General features: G+C 48.9%; 12 protein-coding genes. 9 read left to right on the forward strand and 3 right to left on the reverse strand.

Annotated elements, in window-relative coordinates; genetic code table 11:
* Window positions 1-95: 95 nt before the first annotated feature.
* On the reverse strand, window positions 96-1193 hold the full coding sequence (locus tag H8S80_RS01070) for an alpha/beta hydrolase family protein (protein WP_117631527.1): 1098 nt from the start codon (window positions 1191-1193) through the stop codon (window positions 96-98).
* A 240-nt stretch (window positions 1194-1433) separates the two neighbouring features.
* On the opposite strand from H8S80_RS01070, the gene H8S80_RS01075 reads away from it, so the two are divergent.
* From H8S80_RS01075 to H8S80_RS01085, 3 genes are read left to right on the forward strand one after another with little or no spacing between them, the layout of a single operon-like run.
* Window positions 1434-2870 carry a glycoside hydrolase family 28 protein gene (locus tag H8S80_RS01075; protein ID WP_117631529.1) on the forward strand — a complete coding sequence of 479 codons (1437 nt, stop codon included), beginning with the start codon at window positions 1434-1436 and terminating at the stop codon, window positions 2868-2870.
* The gene (locus H8S80_RS01080; protein WP_117631531.1) at window positions 2839-3966 is read left to right on the forward strand and encodes a hypothetical protein; all 1128 of its coding nucleotides are present in this window, start codon (window positions 2839-2841) and stop codon (window positions 3964-3966) included. Before H8S80_RS01075 ends, H8S80_RS01080 begins: the two co-directional genes overlap by 32 nt.
* Before the next feature lie 35 nt (window positions 3967-4001).
* On the forward strand, window positions 4002-4346 hold the full coding sequence (locus H8S80_RS01085; protein WP_118090692.1) for a hypothetical protein: 345 nt from the start codon (window positions 4002-4004) through the stop codon (window positions 4344-4346).
* Between the two features lie 97 nt (window positions 4347-4443).
* Here H8S80_RS01085 and H8S80_RS01090 read toward each other — a convergent pair whose 3' ends face one another.
* Window positions 4444-5655, reverse strand: coding sequence for a winged helix DNA-binding domain-containing protein (locus H8S80_RS01090; RefSeq protein WP_117631532.1), 1212 nt, complete (start codon window positions 5653-5655; stop codon window positions 4444-4446).
* 269 nt (window positions 5656-5924) lie between these two features.
* Between H8S80_RS01090 and H8S80_RS01095 the strand changes: the two genes are divergently transcribed.
* Complete coding sequence (locus tag H8S80_RS01095; protein WP_117631534.1) at window positions 5925-7088, forward strand: glycoside hydrolase family 88 protein; 1164 nt, start codon at window positions 5925-5927, stop codon at window positions 7086-7088.
* 43 nt (window positions 7089-7131) lie between these two features.
* Here H8S80_RS01095 and H8S80_RS01100 read toward each other — a convergent pair whose 3' ends face one another.
* Entirely contained in the window at window positions 7132-7953 is an 822-nt protein-coding gene (locus H8S80_RS01100; RefSeq protein ID WP_002600732.1) for a helix-turn-helix transcriptional regulator, read from the reverse strand.
* A gap of 112 nt (window positions 7954-8065) precedes the next feature.
* Between H8S80_RS01100 and H8S80_RS01105 the strand changes: the two genes are divergently transcribed.
* The 5 genes from H8S80_RS01105 to H8S80_RS01125 all read left to right on the forward strand — a co-directional run bounded on the left by H8S80_RS01105 (window position 8066) and on the right by H8S80_RS01125 (window position 14295).
* Window positions 8066-8317, forward strand: coding sequence for a helix-turn-helix domain-containing protein (locus tag H8S80_RS01105; RefSeq protein WP_002600731.1), 252 nt, complete (start codon window positions 8066-8068; stop codon window positions 8315-8317).
* A 269-nt stretch (window positions 8318-8586) separates the two neighbouring features.
* Entirely contained in the window at window positions 8587-10908 is a 2322-nt protein-coding gene (locus tag H8S80_RS01110) for a glycoside hydrolase family 2 TIM barrel-domain containing protein (protein WP_181987924.1), read from the forward strand.
* Between the two features lie 142 nt (window positions 10909-11050).
* Complete coding sequence (locus H8S80_RS01115; protein ID WP_117631538.1) at window positions 11051-12415, forward strand: ABC transporter substrate-binding protein; 1365 nt, start codon at window positions 11051-11053, stop codon at window positions 12413-12415.
* 117 nt (window positions 12416-12532) lie between these two features.
* The gene (locus tag H8S80_RS01120; protein WP_025531675.1) at window positions 12533-13435 is read left to right on the forward strand and encodes a carbohydrate ABC transporter permease; all 903 of its coding nucleotides are present in this window, start codon (window positions 12533-12535) and stop codon (window positions 13433-13435) included.
* 29 nt (window positions 13436-13464) lie between these two features.
* Window positions 13465-14295: a carbohydrate ABC transporter permease gene (locus H8S80_RS01125; protein ID WP_002600727.1), complete on the forward strand. Its 831-nt coding sequence runs from the start codon at window positions 13465-13467 to the stop codon at window positions 14293-14295.
* Window positions 14296-14300: the final 5 nt, after the last annotated feature.

The following is a 14300-nucleotide window of genomic DNA, read 5'->3' on the forward strand; positions in this document are numbered from 1 at the left end:
GATATGACCGGCGAACAAGCCGGAAAAGCAAATAAAAGGCGGGAGCGAAAAGTGGACAATCAATCATGGTCCGGTTTAACGCTCCCGCTATTTTACTACAATGAAGATGCAAAGGATTCGTCTATGAAATCGTATCCCAGTCCATACCACATATGTGGACCTTCGAAGGTGCGGTGGTGCACATGGCCGGCTTTGCCGAACAGGGAGTAGATTCTCTGGATTATGTGGAACTGGCTGATGGGATCATCAATGCCTTTTGGCCCGTTCAGCACATCCTGGAGTCCATTTTCAAAGAACGCGGGCCGGGGAGCGATGAGAGAGGCGATGTCACACAGATCGAAATCACGCCACAGTCCGGGAACGAAATTGCAGGGGCATAAATGGGTTTCCAGGATACTTTCTTTTGCACTGTGTAAGTACCCGCTGATCACTGCAAGGCGGATTCGGTCGTCCATGGCGGCAAGCCACATGGTATAGAGACCGCCCCCGGAAAAGCCGCAGCAGCCGAGTCTCTCTGAATCGATCGTGGGAAGTGTCTCTGTATAATCGACGAGCCGCATCAGATCCCACAGGGCGAGACCGGCAAAGGTAAGTCCCAGGGCTTCCGCGGTCATGGTCAGATTTTTACAGGAAGAGGCAAGAGGATTCGGTAAGACATCGCCGAGGAAGGTACGATCCTCCATGGATACCGGCTCTAAGCGTTCTCCATATCCCGGGGGATCGGGGCAGAATACGGTATAGCCCATTTTGACCAGCTGAAGGCCGTAACTCTCCTTGGGATCGGCCGCCAGCTTTTCCCTGACTCCGGGAGCGGTGAGAACACCGGCCACACTTTCCTTGCTGGCGCCGTGGGCTGGAATAGCGATCATGGCCTTATGGGGCCGGGAATCCGAAAGTCCGTCTGGAACCAGCATGTAAAAAGGCATGAAAACATCCGGCAGTGTCTGTATTTTCAGTTTATACCGAGTATATCCGTCCTCCTGAAAGGTACTTATAAGCTCTGCTTCCCTGCTGTACGGAGCAGAATCGGCAATAAACTGCTCCAGACGTGAAAGGCCGAGTAATTCCCGGAGACGGTCTCTGGATTTGTCCTTCCAGATTAGAAAGGAAGCGGCATCCGTTGCGGTGCAGGCGTATTTGGGAGGGGCGGATTCATAGATCTGCCGAAAAAATTGTTTATAAGAGTAAGTCATAATGATACCCCGCTTTCATAATAATGGTATTCGTGCTGCCATTTTTATTATAAAAGAAGATTCGGGAGCCTGAAAGTATAAAAACAGGGGATTGCTGCCGGGATTAGTTTTTGTAACAGAAAGAAACAGGAAGACTCCTGAAAAATGTGCATGGAAACCTAAAAAAAGCGGCACTCAAATTTTCAGGATATGGCTTATACTGACAGTAAAAAGAGAGAAGACAGTCAAAGGAGAGATGATATGGAAACATTTTATTCAGTAAAAGATTTTGGCGCGGCGGGGGACGGAAAGAGACTGGACACGGAAGCGATTCAGGCGGCAATCAATCGGTGCAGCCAGGAGGGCGGCGGGTACGTTCTGCTGGAAAAGGGCGAATTCATCTCCGGAACATTGTATATGAAGTCGGGCGTCTATTTGATCGTGACGGCGTCGGCAAAGCTGACAGCAAGCGGTTCCATTGGAGCGTACGGGACGGACACTCATTACAACCGCTATGTCAACGAGCATGATATGGACCGCTGTTTCATCTACGCGGAGGAGGCGGAGAATTTCGGAATCATGGGGGAGGGGATCATCGACGGAAATGCGGAAAGCTTTCCGAATGAAGGAAGCATTTACCGGCCCATGATGATTCGTTTCCTGAGATGCCGCGATGTGAAGCTGAAGGGGATAAAGCTCTATCAGTCCGCCGCATGGACAACCGCATTTCTGGATAGTGAAAACATCTGGGTGGAAGATTTGGAGATCTGCAACGATAAGAGATACAATGGAGACGGCCTCGATTTCGACGGATGCAGAAATGTCTTTGTGGCACGGTGCAGGATATCCGGTACGGATGACAATCTCTGCCTTCAGGCGGGCAGCAGGGAGTACCCCGTGGAAAATGTCCACATATCGGACTGTCATTTTACCTCCATCTGTGCGGGAATCCGGATCGGCCTCAAATCCATCGGGGATATCCGAAATGTGACGGTCTCCGGCTGTACCTTCCAGAACGTATGGAGGGAGGGAATTAAGATCGAGTGCACCGAGGGCGGAAATATCTCGGATATCTGCATTCAGGGAAACATCATGCACAATGTGAGCAGGCCCGTCTTCATTCTGTTGAACAACCGCATGGAGGAGATCGGTTCCTCTGTGGAACTGAAGGAAATGCCGGAAATCGGAACGCTTAGGAGGGTAACCATTTCCGGGCTGACTGCAAGGGACGATGAAGAAATGGAAAAGATTCACTACCGTTTCCAGGACGATGTCATGGGGAGACCGGAATTCGGTGGAATCCGGGTGGATGCGAATAAGGATCATCCGATTGAAAATATGGTGTTCCAGAACATCGACTATACGGCGATCGGAGGAGTCCGGCTGGATGAGATTCCGGAGGGATATCCGGAAGTACCGGACTATAAGGCGGGAGATACGGCAAAGTATAACAAGACAGGTGATAAGTCCGATATCGGGCTGGATACGGGCAAAATGGAAGCCGCAGTGAGTGAAAATTATTATCCGGACTGGAGCCGGACCACCCATCTGGATATCCGAAATGTGAAAAATCTCATTCTGGCGCAGGTCATTCTTTCAACGGTGCATGAGGATGAACGGCCGAAGTATCTGGTGGAAGGATGCAGATGTCTGAAGGAAGAGATTTATGATTTGGATGGAATCGGTTATGAGAAATGAGCTGAATTTTCTGGCATTCTGGGCGGTTAATGATCGTCTGGAGCCGGAGCGAATGATGGGACAGCTGTCCGCCATGAAAGAAATGGGATTTCACGGGACGGTCTTTCATCCCAGATATTATCCGGGGATTCCGGCGTATATGAGTGAGGCGTATCTGGATCTTCTGTCCCGGCTGATCTTACACGCGAAGGAGATCGGCCTGCAGTTCTGGATATACGATGAAAACGGATGGCCGTCCGGATCGGCCGACGGCAGAGTGCTGGAACATTTTCCAGACAGCCGGTGCCGGTGGATGCAGTATGAAAACGGGCGTGTGGAGTGGCATGAGGTCCATCAGTTTAATACCTTTGACAGAGAAGAGATGAAGTATTTTGTCGGGACTGTTTATGACGGGTACAGGCTGGGGCTGCATCCGGAAGCATTCGATTACGTGACCGGATTTTTCAGTGATGAGGTGGGATTTCTCTACGGGCACGGCGTTTCCATAAAAAATGGAGGCGTTCCATGGTGCGAGGAGGCGGGGGAGCGATATGAAAAGCTCTATCACGAGGACGTTATGGAAAAACTGGAACTCCTTTTTGTGGGGAAGGAGGGATACCATCAGTTCCGGTATCGTTACTGGCAGATTCTTACTGATCTTCTGGCAGAATCATTTTATCAGAATTGTAACGACTGGTGTGTCCGGTACGGGAAACGGTATACGGCTCATTTGAAGGCAGAAGAAAATCTGTTCTTTCAAACCTCGTGCAGTGGTTCTGTCTGCTGGAATTTAAAGAATGTGAATGTTCCGGCAGTCGATGCGCTGGAACGGTATCCGGGCAACCACTACTATCCGGTAATTGCTTCCACCCTGGCAAAGCAGTTTTACGATGGAGAATCACTCGCGGAAGCCCTTGGAGGAAGCGGCTGGGGCTTAAGTCCCGAAAATCTGGAAAATTATGTGGACTGGCTGGCAGGAAGCGGAATCAATAACATGGTGTTTCATCTCTGGCAGTATAACCGGAGCAGCGCCTCCGTGAGGGACTGGCCTCCAAACATTCCGATGGGGCTCACCTGGAGGAAATCGGGGGTGATATCTCCTGCCATGATTTACTGACGGCGGGGTTCCCGTTCTGTGGTTCAGCGGTAACCGTGGAATGTATGGCGGCTGCCGGTGAAGACGGCAGGATAAAGCTGGGGCATATCCATGGGGACTGCGCCAGAATATGGGTGGATAACAGGGAGTATGGCGTGATTTGGGGGCCGGCATGGGTGATTACCGGCCTTACAGAAGGAATACACAGGATTACGGCGGAACTCGTCCCAAGCACATTCAACAGCTACGGCCCGCATCACCATATGGAGGGGGACCGGCATGTGATCAGCCCGGCGCAGTATGAGGGCGTGAAGAATTTTGCAGATTCGGAAGAGTCACCGGTATGTACAAAGGTACCGCAATGGCATTTTAGAAAGTTTGGGATTGGAAGAGAGATATAAATGATGGTTATGAAAACTCCGGGACTGAGCGGCTGTTCAGTCCCGGAGTTTTATGTTGAAAAAATTGTGTTGGCTGTTGTTATTTCTATGGCATGGTCTAAAGTTGAGCGATTTCCAGGTTCATCAGCGCCTGCTGCCGGAACGCCGCGTATTCCTCTGCGAGATTCTGAAGTGGTGTTTTCTCGGCGGCATCGGTCCACAGGGTCATTTTGATATCCATTCCTTTGGCTTTCTTTTTCGTTGTCCAGATTCCGATCACCTCCCCGCGGTATACAACCGCTCCCGGGTTGGTCACAAGCTTCCAGATCTGTTTCTGAAGTGTTTTATCGGGTTGAAGGATCGCGCGGTCACGCTGGTCCAGGTAAGGATCGTGCCCTCCGAGCAGCAGGAGGTCCCTCTGCAAATCTTTCGGGTGATTCCCGGTAAAAGAGGCCGGAGCAAAGAGGCGTTCCCTGTCCTCTGACAGGATAAATGCCTTTTTTCCGAAGACTGTGACAGGCTCCATTTCTTCTGAAATGGTGTTCCACATACGCCGCGCCTGTTTGCCGGAGCAGCCCAGCCAGCTTGCAAACATATCGGCGGTCGCCGGTCCATAGCAATGCAGGTATTTTCGAACCAGCTTCTTTTCCGCATCACGATCCGGGGGGATAGGGCTGCCTGTCCAGTTTTTAAATGAGGTAAACGTCGGGCTGATCCCATCCCGTTTTCCGAATACGACGAGCCCGTGAAACGCACACGGCCGAAGCAGAAAGGAGACAACGGCTCCGCCGACAGTCTGGACATCGGGGCTGCCGTACATGGAGGGCTGATTCCATAGCTCCCGTTTTTGGATGGGAATCAGAGGCGTCATCCACCCGGCCAGAGTCTGATCGAGGGCGCTCTTGCTGACGATGACGTGATCGTCCAGCTGTGGAATTACCTGCTTCAGTATTTCGAGCAGGCTGTCAAAATCCATCTGCAGGAAGTCGAGGGCCAGCGCGATTCCCTGCGTGTAAATCCATGGCTCCGGTTCATCCGGTATGAGCGCAGACAGAAAAGTACTGCTCTCCGAAACCGGAAACACGACCGGCGTGCCCCGGTAGCTCCATGCCTGCAGGAGCGTTTTCTGTTCATACAGCAGGTGTTCCATATCCGATAAGGTACAGTCCGGCACCCGGTTAAAGAGTGCGGTTTCCCATGCTCCGGGCGGCGTGTTCTGCATACCGCACGCACCGGCCAGCCTGTCTGTTTCCGATTTCGAGTACACGGAATCCAGGTGATGGGAGCGAAGCCTGAAAATTCTGATCTGTTCAATACTCGGTTCTGTCATGGCGATTTTCCTTTCCTTTCTTTATCCTTATAATACGTTAGAGGGAGGAAAAAAGCAAGATGAGGACAAAAAGTCAAAATCAGAACCTGTGAGTGAAGAATAAGGAAAAGGATGTATAAAAAGTGTACTCAATAGTTAAAAAATGCAGTTTCTTTTCCCTTCTCCTTCTGCTATTTTAATGATGAACCCAATGTTACACAAAAGCGGTGAACTCCCGGCAGAGACTTGGGCCGGAGCCGCAAAACAGAATGAGAACAGGAGAGAATAGTATGATAAGTCTGCAGGATAACGCCTGGATCGATGAGGCGGTAGAAAAAATTGTGAAAAAAATGGATCTGGTCAGTGAGCGGTCAAGGAACAAGATTCCCTACACGGCCCAAAACGGTGTTCATGATGACAGAAGCAGGGAAGATCAGACATTTTCAGCGGATGATGGGCTGAACTGGTGGTGCAACGGATTCTGGGCGGGCATGCTCTGGCAGATGTACCATGCGGCGGGAAATGAGAAGTATGCGGAAATCGCCCGGATTTCGGAGGAGAAGCTGGACCGGTGTTTCAGCGATTATTACGGGCTGCATCATGACGTCGGCTTCATGTTCCTGCCGAGCGCAGTGGCGGATTACCGTCTGACAGGGAACCCGGATTCGAGGAAACGGGGGCTGCACGCTGCCAATCTTCTGGCAGGCCGGTTCAATCCGGTGGGGAAATTTATCCGCGCCTGGAATGACATTCCGGGCAGCCAGGATGATACGAGAGGCTGGGCGATTATTGACTGCTTATTTAATATTCCACTGCTGTATTGGGCCAGTGAAGAAACGAAGGATCCAAGGTTTGGGCAGATAGCCAAAATGCACGCAGATACGGTTATGGAAACGTTTGTGAGACCGGATGGCTCGGTACGCCACATTGTGGAATTCGATCCGTTTACAGGGGAAATGGTGCGGGATTACGGCGGCCAGGGATATGGCCAGGGCTCTTCTTGGACGAGGGGACAGACGTGGGGACTGTACGGCTTCCTCATGAGCTACCGCCATACCGGAAAGCAGGAATACTTAGATACCGCGAAACGGATTGCCCATTATTTTATCGCCAATATCCCCGAAGACGGCCTGATTCCGGTGGATTTCAGGCAGCCTGCAGCGCCTTTGTGGTATGACGATACGGCCGCTGCGATCGCCGCCTGCGGCCTGCTGGAGATTGCAAAAGAAGTGGGAGACTTAGAAAAAGAGCTGTACGAGAGGGCCGCCCTTAAGCTTCTGCATGCATTATGCCGGGAACACTGTGATTTCAGCATGGACAGCGACTGCTTCCTGACAAAATGCACCGGTTCCTATCATAATGAAAAGGATCATGAAATGCCGATTATTTACGGGGACTATTTCTTTATAGAGGCAATGCTTAAACTGAAGGGGCAGGACGTATTTCTGTGGTAGCAGGAGAGGAAAAGCAGATGGTTGTCCATACCAAGCCGTAAATTTACAATTCTTTTGTCAGCGGAACCGGATCAAAGAAGGAACTGTATTCCTTCGGTGAAGTCCCTGTCAATTTTAAAAATGATCTGTAAAAGAGAGAATAATCAGAGAATCCAACCAGAGTACTGGCGGTACCTGCCTGAATCCCCTTTGCGATCATCTGCTGTGCGTGGCTGATCCGTTGATTGAGCAGGAACGTGTGTATGGTACAGCCGGTTACCTTTTTGAACTCGCGCATCAAGTGATATTTACTGATATAGAAGGTGAGTGACAGCTCATTTACCGAGATGTTTTCCATATAATTTTCGCTGATGTAGGAAATGATTCTGCCTATAGTATCTTCTGCTTTGTGGGAACATGGGGCTGCAGGGAAATCTGTTTGGAATATGTCCCGCGCGGTGCAGAGAATCTCATATAGCCAGGAATACTGCATCAGAGGGGGAGTGAAAGAACCGTCTGCAGGAAAATATAATATTTTTTGAAAGAGATAGGATAAGATATCGCTCTGTTTTTTTGTCAGCCGTTTTTCCGAACAGCAACTCCAGGAAAACGGGCTGGTCACTCCCAGCATATCCCACTGGCGGCGTATGAGCGTATCATTTACAGCAATGACGTAGGCCGGGAAATAGCGGTTCTGCAGTATCGTTGTTTCAGAAAGCGGAATGATTGCCGTAAAGGAAGGGGATTTGGCCTTGAATGGAGAATCCTTGTCTAGAACCAGCAGCAGCCGGTCTGAGTTATGATCAGCTTTGTCTAAGTGGGAACAACTGGATATATATTGTATGGAAAATGCGGAATCTTGAATTCCAGTCATAATATGGCACATATATTTTATCCTCCTCCTTATAGTGACATTTAGTAAGTGTCAATATTTCTTTTAGTCTATCATATAATGAATAAAATGACAATCACTAAATGTTAATTAAGGAGACTCATATATGTACAAAAATAAGGCAGAGGATGGCTGCAATAATGTCTGTGGCCGCAAATTAAAGAAGATCAGAGAGGAATTGCCGAAGAAGACCTCACAAAGACAGCTTGCGGAGATGCTTCAGCGGGCCGGATTGGATCTTGATAAGAATGCGGTGCAGAGAATTGAGAGCGGGAAAAGGTTTGTGACAGATATAGAATTAAAAGTGATTGCTGAGGTATTGAGAGTAAGCTATAACGATTTATTAGATGAGGGCTGATTCCGCTCATTATGCGGTATTTATCCTTAAATATGTTCGGTCTGGGAAGCAGCATTTCTCCTTGTGGGAGGGTGAGGCTTCCTTTTCTTTTGTGGGCAGCAGACAGGCCTGTATAACGGTCGAAAATAATCGATCATACAGCAGGTTATGCAAGGAAAACAGCATTTTTTCTAATGGAGATAGAACTTACCCAGATCTATAATAAGGGAAGCTGTTTACGGAATCTGCGGCAGTTGGCAATGCAGTTGCAAGGGAGAAGGAGACATAGAATGAGAGAAGAGATGGTGTTGAAAACCGGTTGGAAGTTTTCTGATGGAATCGTGGAAGGCGGCGAGCTGTGTTCCTGTATGGAGGATAAGATGGAGGATGTGGTGATTCCTCATGACTGGGCTGTGGGGAGACACTACCGTCCGGATATGAAGTATGGAGGAGAACAGGGATTTTTAGACAGGGCGGGAATCGGGTGGTACAGGAAGCATCTTGTTCTTTACGAGATGCGGGAAGGATATCACTACGATCTTGTGTTCGATGGTGTATATGAAAATGCCACGGTATGGATGAATGAAAAGCTGGCAGGCTTTCACCGTTATGGATACAGCGGTTTTCGGCTCGATGTCACTTCCTTAGTAAAGGAAGGGGATAATCTGCTGGCTGTGAAGGTGGATAATTCCGATTCCCACCCGGACAGATGGTACAGCGGAGCGGGAATTTACCGCAGAGTCAGGCTGGAAGCAATTCCCTGCTGCCACATGGATCCGGATGAGATTCATCTTAAGACAGAGGTAAAGGACCATACAGGCACGGTAACTGCCAGAATAACGATTATAGAGGGCAATACATCCGAAGAACAGTTGCGGATGCCGGTCCATGTCTCCATGGAAATATTCAGTCAGGGGATTTCAGAAGGGAAAACAGAGATCGGTCCGGTTAAGGAGCAGGAAGCGGAACTCTCCCTTGTTCTTCCGTCTGTCCGGCGGTGGGATGCAGAAAATCCTTGTCTGTATGAAGTTGTTCTGACACTGCGCCAGGGAGCAGAGACAGACGAGATTAGAAGGAAGATCGGGTTTCGCACGATTGAATGGAATGTACATCAGGGTATGTCAGTCAACGGTTCTCCGGTAAAGCTGAAAGGAGTCTGCCTTCACCATGATGCAGGCAGTCTGGGGGCGGCAGCCACGTCAAAAACCTGGCACAGGAGACTGGAACTGCTTAAGAATATGGGCTGCAATGCGATCCGTACCTCTCACAACATCCCGGATGAACTGCTGATGGAGCTGTGTGACGAGATGGGCTTCTATGTCCTGGAGGAATTCACCGACAAATGGAGAGACGGCTCCTATGGCCGCTTTTTTGATGAGGACTGGAAGACGGATCTGGGTTACATGATAAAGCGCGACAGGCACAGACCGTCTGTGGCACTTTGGAGTGTGGGAAATGAAGTGGACTGTCAGGGCAGTGGCTTCATGCTGGATATTCTTCATATGCTGGTGTGTGAAGTGAAACACTTAGATGGAGAACGGGCAGTTACCTGCGCCTTAAGCCCTCATTATGCAGATGACAGCAAACAGGAATGGATGGCAGTACCAGAACGGCTGGATGCAATAGAGAGGATTGCAAAGGAGGTGGATGTTCTGGCACTTAATTACCAGGAGCAGTGGTATGAACTGATTCATGAAAGACTTCCAGAAACCGTGATTCTGGGCTCTGAAATTTACATGTTTTTCAGAGGCCATGAAGAACTGTGCATGAATTACTCTACAGACAATCCGTGGATGGAGGTCGAGCGGAGCTCATATGTGGCGGGCGGTTTTGTCTGGGCGGGCATTGACTATCTGGGAGAGTCCATGGGGTATCCGTCTAAGGGCTGGGGAGGAAGCCTGATTAAGTCCAATCTGGTAAAGAAACCGGTGGCATACCTATGGGAAAGCTACTGGTCTGATCAACCGATGGTGTATTTCTGCGTTCAGGATTATACCCTTATGGATGACTTGTCGAGAGAACACTGGAGTTGTCCGAGACTGGCTCCGCACTGGAATTTTGAGCAGTATGGAAGGACAGTCATTCCATATATGATATTTAGCAACTGTGAAGAGGTCCGAGTGTATATCAATGACATTCGATATTATGTCAAGCGGCCCAGTCAGTGCGAAAGCAGAATCGTATCAGGGTTCCTGCCCTATGTGCCGGGCTGTGTTAAAGTGGTAGGTGTAAACGATGAAAAAGAGGTATGCAGCTATGAACTGCAGACCGCAGGACCTGCAGTAAGGCTGAAACTGGAACCTGATGAAAGGATAATACCGGCAGCCTCCGATGAGATTGTCTCTGTTCTGGTTTCGGCTGTTGACAGAAATGGAACCGTCTGCTTCAAAGACCGCTCCCTTCTTCACATAAAAGTAGATGGGGCTGCATCTTTGGCTGGAGTGGATAACGGTGATTTAATGGATCCTTATCCTTTCCAGGAAGCCCGTGTCCCTCTTCACTGGGGAAAGGCAGTTTTGGCACTGAGACCATCCCTCGAACCGGGCGCGGTGCGGATTCTGGTATGGGCGGATGGGCTTATGGCGGCGGAAGAGACGTTGGAGGTGAGATAGCTTCTTAGTTTTCCCTGACTGTATTCTTACGCACTTTTTGCAATCATGAACGGCACGATATGCTATCTGCTTTTATCTGCTTGGACAGTATAATAAACCTGTATCTTCAGTAAAATTATATTGTGTTCAAGGAGGAAGTAAGATGAAAAATTGGAGAAGATGGACGGCAGTTATAATGACGGCGTTAATGGCGGCTGGGCTGACAGGCTGCAGTTCTTCAAACCCGTCTGCACAGAAAAACAGTGACGGCGGAGTCTCACAGGAGCAGAAGGATAACGTCTCCCGGGAAAGCAATTCCGCGAAAGCTGAAAACAATGATTCGGCAGGAGAAAAGGTAACGCTGGAATTCTATTCCTGGCTCGATGAGGAGAAAATATTCACTCTGCTGACGGAAGAGTATAAAAAGGATCACCCGAACATTGATTTTAACCTTCATTTCGTGCCGACCAATGATTATGAAACAAAGCTGCTGACAGCCTTTTCCGGTGGCGCTTCGATCGACTGCTTTGCGGTCGCGTCAGCTCCCAGCTTCGCAGCTTATCAGAATAAAGGCCAGGTTTACTGTATTGATGATCTGGTGACTGAAAACAAGACAGATACCTCCGGTTTCCAGGCCTCCTATGATGGACTGAAGGTGGAGGGGAAAGCTTATGTACTTCCCTATAAGACAAGCTCCTGGGTAGTATATTACAACAAAGACATCTTTGACAACGCAGGCGTGCCTTATCCGTCAGAAGAGTGGACCTGGGAGGAATATGCCCAGACTGCGGCTAAGCTTACCGGAGGAGACGGAAATGACAAGATATACGGTTCCTTGAATTACCAGCCTACCAGTACCTGGTGGAGAGTTCCGGCGAATGGAATGAAAGCCACCAATCCGCTGATTGAGGCACAATTGGATGAATGGCTGAAAGCGGCCGAGTTTAACAAAAAGCTGTCTGATGACGGATACCAGCCGCCTTATGCAGACCGGGCGAATGAGGCGGGAGCGGACTACAGCGGCGCGTTCCTACAGGGAAAATACGGCATGTTCTATAATGGAGACTGGGTCATCGAGATGTTAAATACAGCGATCGACGATGGGGAGACGCTCAATTACGATATTGCTCCTCTCCCGCACTGGGAAGGCCAGCCGCCTATGACAACAGGAACTCCGGGGCTTCTGATGATTGCCCAGAATTCAAAGCATCCGAAAGAGGCTTATGATTTTATCTCCTTTGCATCAGGAGAGAAGGGCGCGGAAATTCTGGCCCATAATGATTATTTCCCGGCGTGGTCTTCTGACTCCGTGATCAAGGCATATACAGAAGGACGTGAAAGACCGGAACATATCGAATATATTGTGAATCAGGAGATTTATCCACAGGTTCCCTGTGATCCCAAGTATAACACTGCTACGAATATTGTAAAAGAAGAAGTCTCCTTATATTTGCTGGGAGAACAGGATATTGATAAGACAAGGTCTACGATCAGTGAGCGGTTTGTGAATGAGATGGACGTGCAGTAGACTGCTGTGTACGCAAATCAGTAAAAGCGTGTTTCCTTTTCAGGATAGGGGGGTGCTGCATGCAGCAGCCTCTTTCTGAAAAGGAGTGCTCCTTAAAATCCGGAAAGGAAGTTTTATATGAAAAAGAAAGCGGCAAAAACACATACAAGTGCATACTCCCGTTCTCAAATGCGTACCGCATGGCTGTTTTTATTACCTAATTTTGTTGGTTTTATGGTTTTTATTGTGTATCCGGTCATAAAATCTTTTGTTATCAGCTTTTATGACTGGGACGGGCTGACAGCCAAAAGATTTGTCGGTCTTGGGAATTACATCAGGCTGTTTCAGGATGGCACGTTTCAAATTTCTTTCTTAAATAATATCCATTACACTCTGGTTACGGTACCCCTTTCTATTCTCTTAGGCATTCTGATTGCCTGCCTGATGAATGTGAAGATCAGGGGAATTAAATTGTTCCGTACTATCTATTTTCTGCCTCAGGTAACATCCATGATTGCCATCGGCATTGTCTGGACTACGATACTGGCTAACTACGGACCCATCAATCAGTTTCTGATGAAGCTTGGTATCCAGAATCCTCCCATGTGGCTCTCATCCAGCACGTTTGCACTGATTTCTGTAGAGATTGTTTCGATCTGGCGGTCTATGGGATATAATGCTATCATTTTCCTGGCGGGGCTTCAGGGCATCAGCGGAGATTTATACGAAGCGGCCCGCATAGATGGAGCCAACCGCATTAACTGCTTTTTTAAGATAACAGTTCCTATGCTGTCGCCTACGATTTTCCTCTGTACCGTCATGCAGTTTATCAGCTCTCTTCAGGTGTTTGATACGATTATGGCGATGACTCAGGGAGGCCCGGGACGCGCGACCAACGTGCTGACCTATTATATCTATCAGAGAGCTTTTGTGGATATGCGTTTTGGATACGCATCGGCAGTGGCTTACGTCTTATTCGTCATTATTCTGGTCATCACGCTGATTCAGTTCGTGGGACAGAAAAAATGGGTGAATTATTAAAAGGACCGGTGAAAGGAAAAGAACAGCATATGGTAAAACGAAATAGAGTACAGTTTACTGCTATTGTTATGTTTTTGTTGATTTTTGTTGCATTAATCATGGTATTTCCGTTTGCATGGATGGTGTTGGGGTCCGTGAAAAGCAAAAGTGAGCTGTTTGCCATGCCGATTAAGTGGTTTCCGGAGGTTCCCGTTTGGAAGAACTATGTGCAGGTAGTCACAAAGGTTCCGTTTTTTCAATTTTACTGGAACACGGCGAAGGTTGCCGTAATCTCCACGGCAGGTCAGGTACTTACCTGCGCGCTGTCGGCCTATGCTTTTTCTAAGCTGCGGTTTAAAGGACGCGATACACTGTTTATTCTCTATCTGGCTACCATGATGATCCCAGGCCAGGTGACCATGATCCCGCAGTATGAGCTGTTAAATAAGATCGGCCTGATGAATACACTCTGGACCTTGATACTGCTGCGATGGTTCAGTCCATTCGGCGTGTTTCTCCTGCGCCAGTTCTTCGTCAGTATCCCGGATTCCCTGGTAGAGGCGGCGCGTATAGACGGTGCAAGCGAGGTACGCATCTTTGCCCGGATTATCCTTCCTCTCTCCAAATCGGCGGTTGCGACCCTGGTGACCCTGACCTTCCTGAATTCCTGGAATGAATTCATGGGTCCCCTGATCTACTTAAATGATCAGAAGAAATATACACTGCAGATCGGTATCCGGTATTTCCAACAGATGTGGGGAACGGAGTATACGCTGATCATGGCGGCTACCACCATGTCGCTGATTCCTATTGTCGTAATCTATATCTTTGCACAGAAATACTTTATAGAAGGGATCGCGGCTGCAGGCGTGAAAGGGTGAGTACT

The sequence above is a fragment of the Hungatella sp. L36 genome (assembly GCF_014288035.1).

Excerpts from the sequence above, each read along its gene's own strand:
- H8S80_RS01080 (WP_117631531.1), top strand. The coding sequence starts at position 2,839 with ATGATTTGGATGGAATCGGTTATGAGAAATGAGCTGAATTTTCTGGCA.
- H8S80_RS01115 (WP_117631538.1), top strand. The coding sequence starts at position 11,051 with ATGAAAAATTGGAGAAGATGGACGGCAGTTATAATGACGGCGTTAATG.
- H8S80_RS01105 (WP_002600731.1), top strand. The coding sequence starts at position 8,066 with ATGTACAAAAATAAGGCAGAGGATGGCTGCAATAATGTCTGTGGCCGC.
- H8S80_RS01120 (WP_025531675.1), top strand. The coding sequence starts at position 12,533 with ATGAAAAAGAAAGCGGCAAAAACACATACAAGTGCATACTCCCGTTCT.
- H8S80_RS01090 (WP_117631532.1), bottom strand. The coding sequence starts at position 5,655 with ATGACAGAACCGAGTATTGAACAGATCAGAATTTTCAGGCTTCGCTCC.
- H8S80_RS01095 (WP_117631534.1), top strand. The coding sequence starts at position 5,925 with ATGATAAGTCTGCAGGATAACGCCTGGATCGATGAGGCGGTAGAAAAA.
- H8S80_RS01075 (WP_117631529.1), top strand. The coding sequence starts at position 1,434 with ATGGAAACATTTTATTCAGTAAAAGATTTTGGCGCGGCGGGGGACGGA.
- H8S80_RS01070 (WP_117631527.1), bottom strand. The coding sequence starts at position 1,193 with ATGACTTACTCTTATAAACAATTTTTTCGGCAGATCTATGAATCCGCC.
- H8S80_RS01110 (WP_181987924.1), top strand. The coding sequence starts at position 8,587 with ATGAGAGAAGAGATGGTGTTGAAAACCGGTTGGAAGTTTTCTGATGGA.
- H8S80_RS01100 (WP_002600732.1), bottom strand. The coding sequence starts at position 7,953 with ATGTGCCATATTATGACTGGAATTCAAGATTCCGCATTTTCCATACAA.
- H8S80_RS01125 (WP_002600727.1), top strand. The coding sequence starts at position 13,465 with ATGGTAAAACGAAATAGAGTACAGTTTACTGCTATTGTTATGTTTTTG.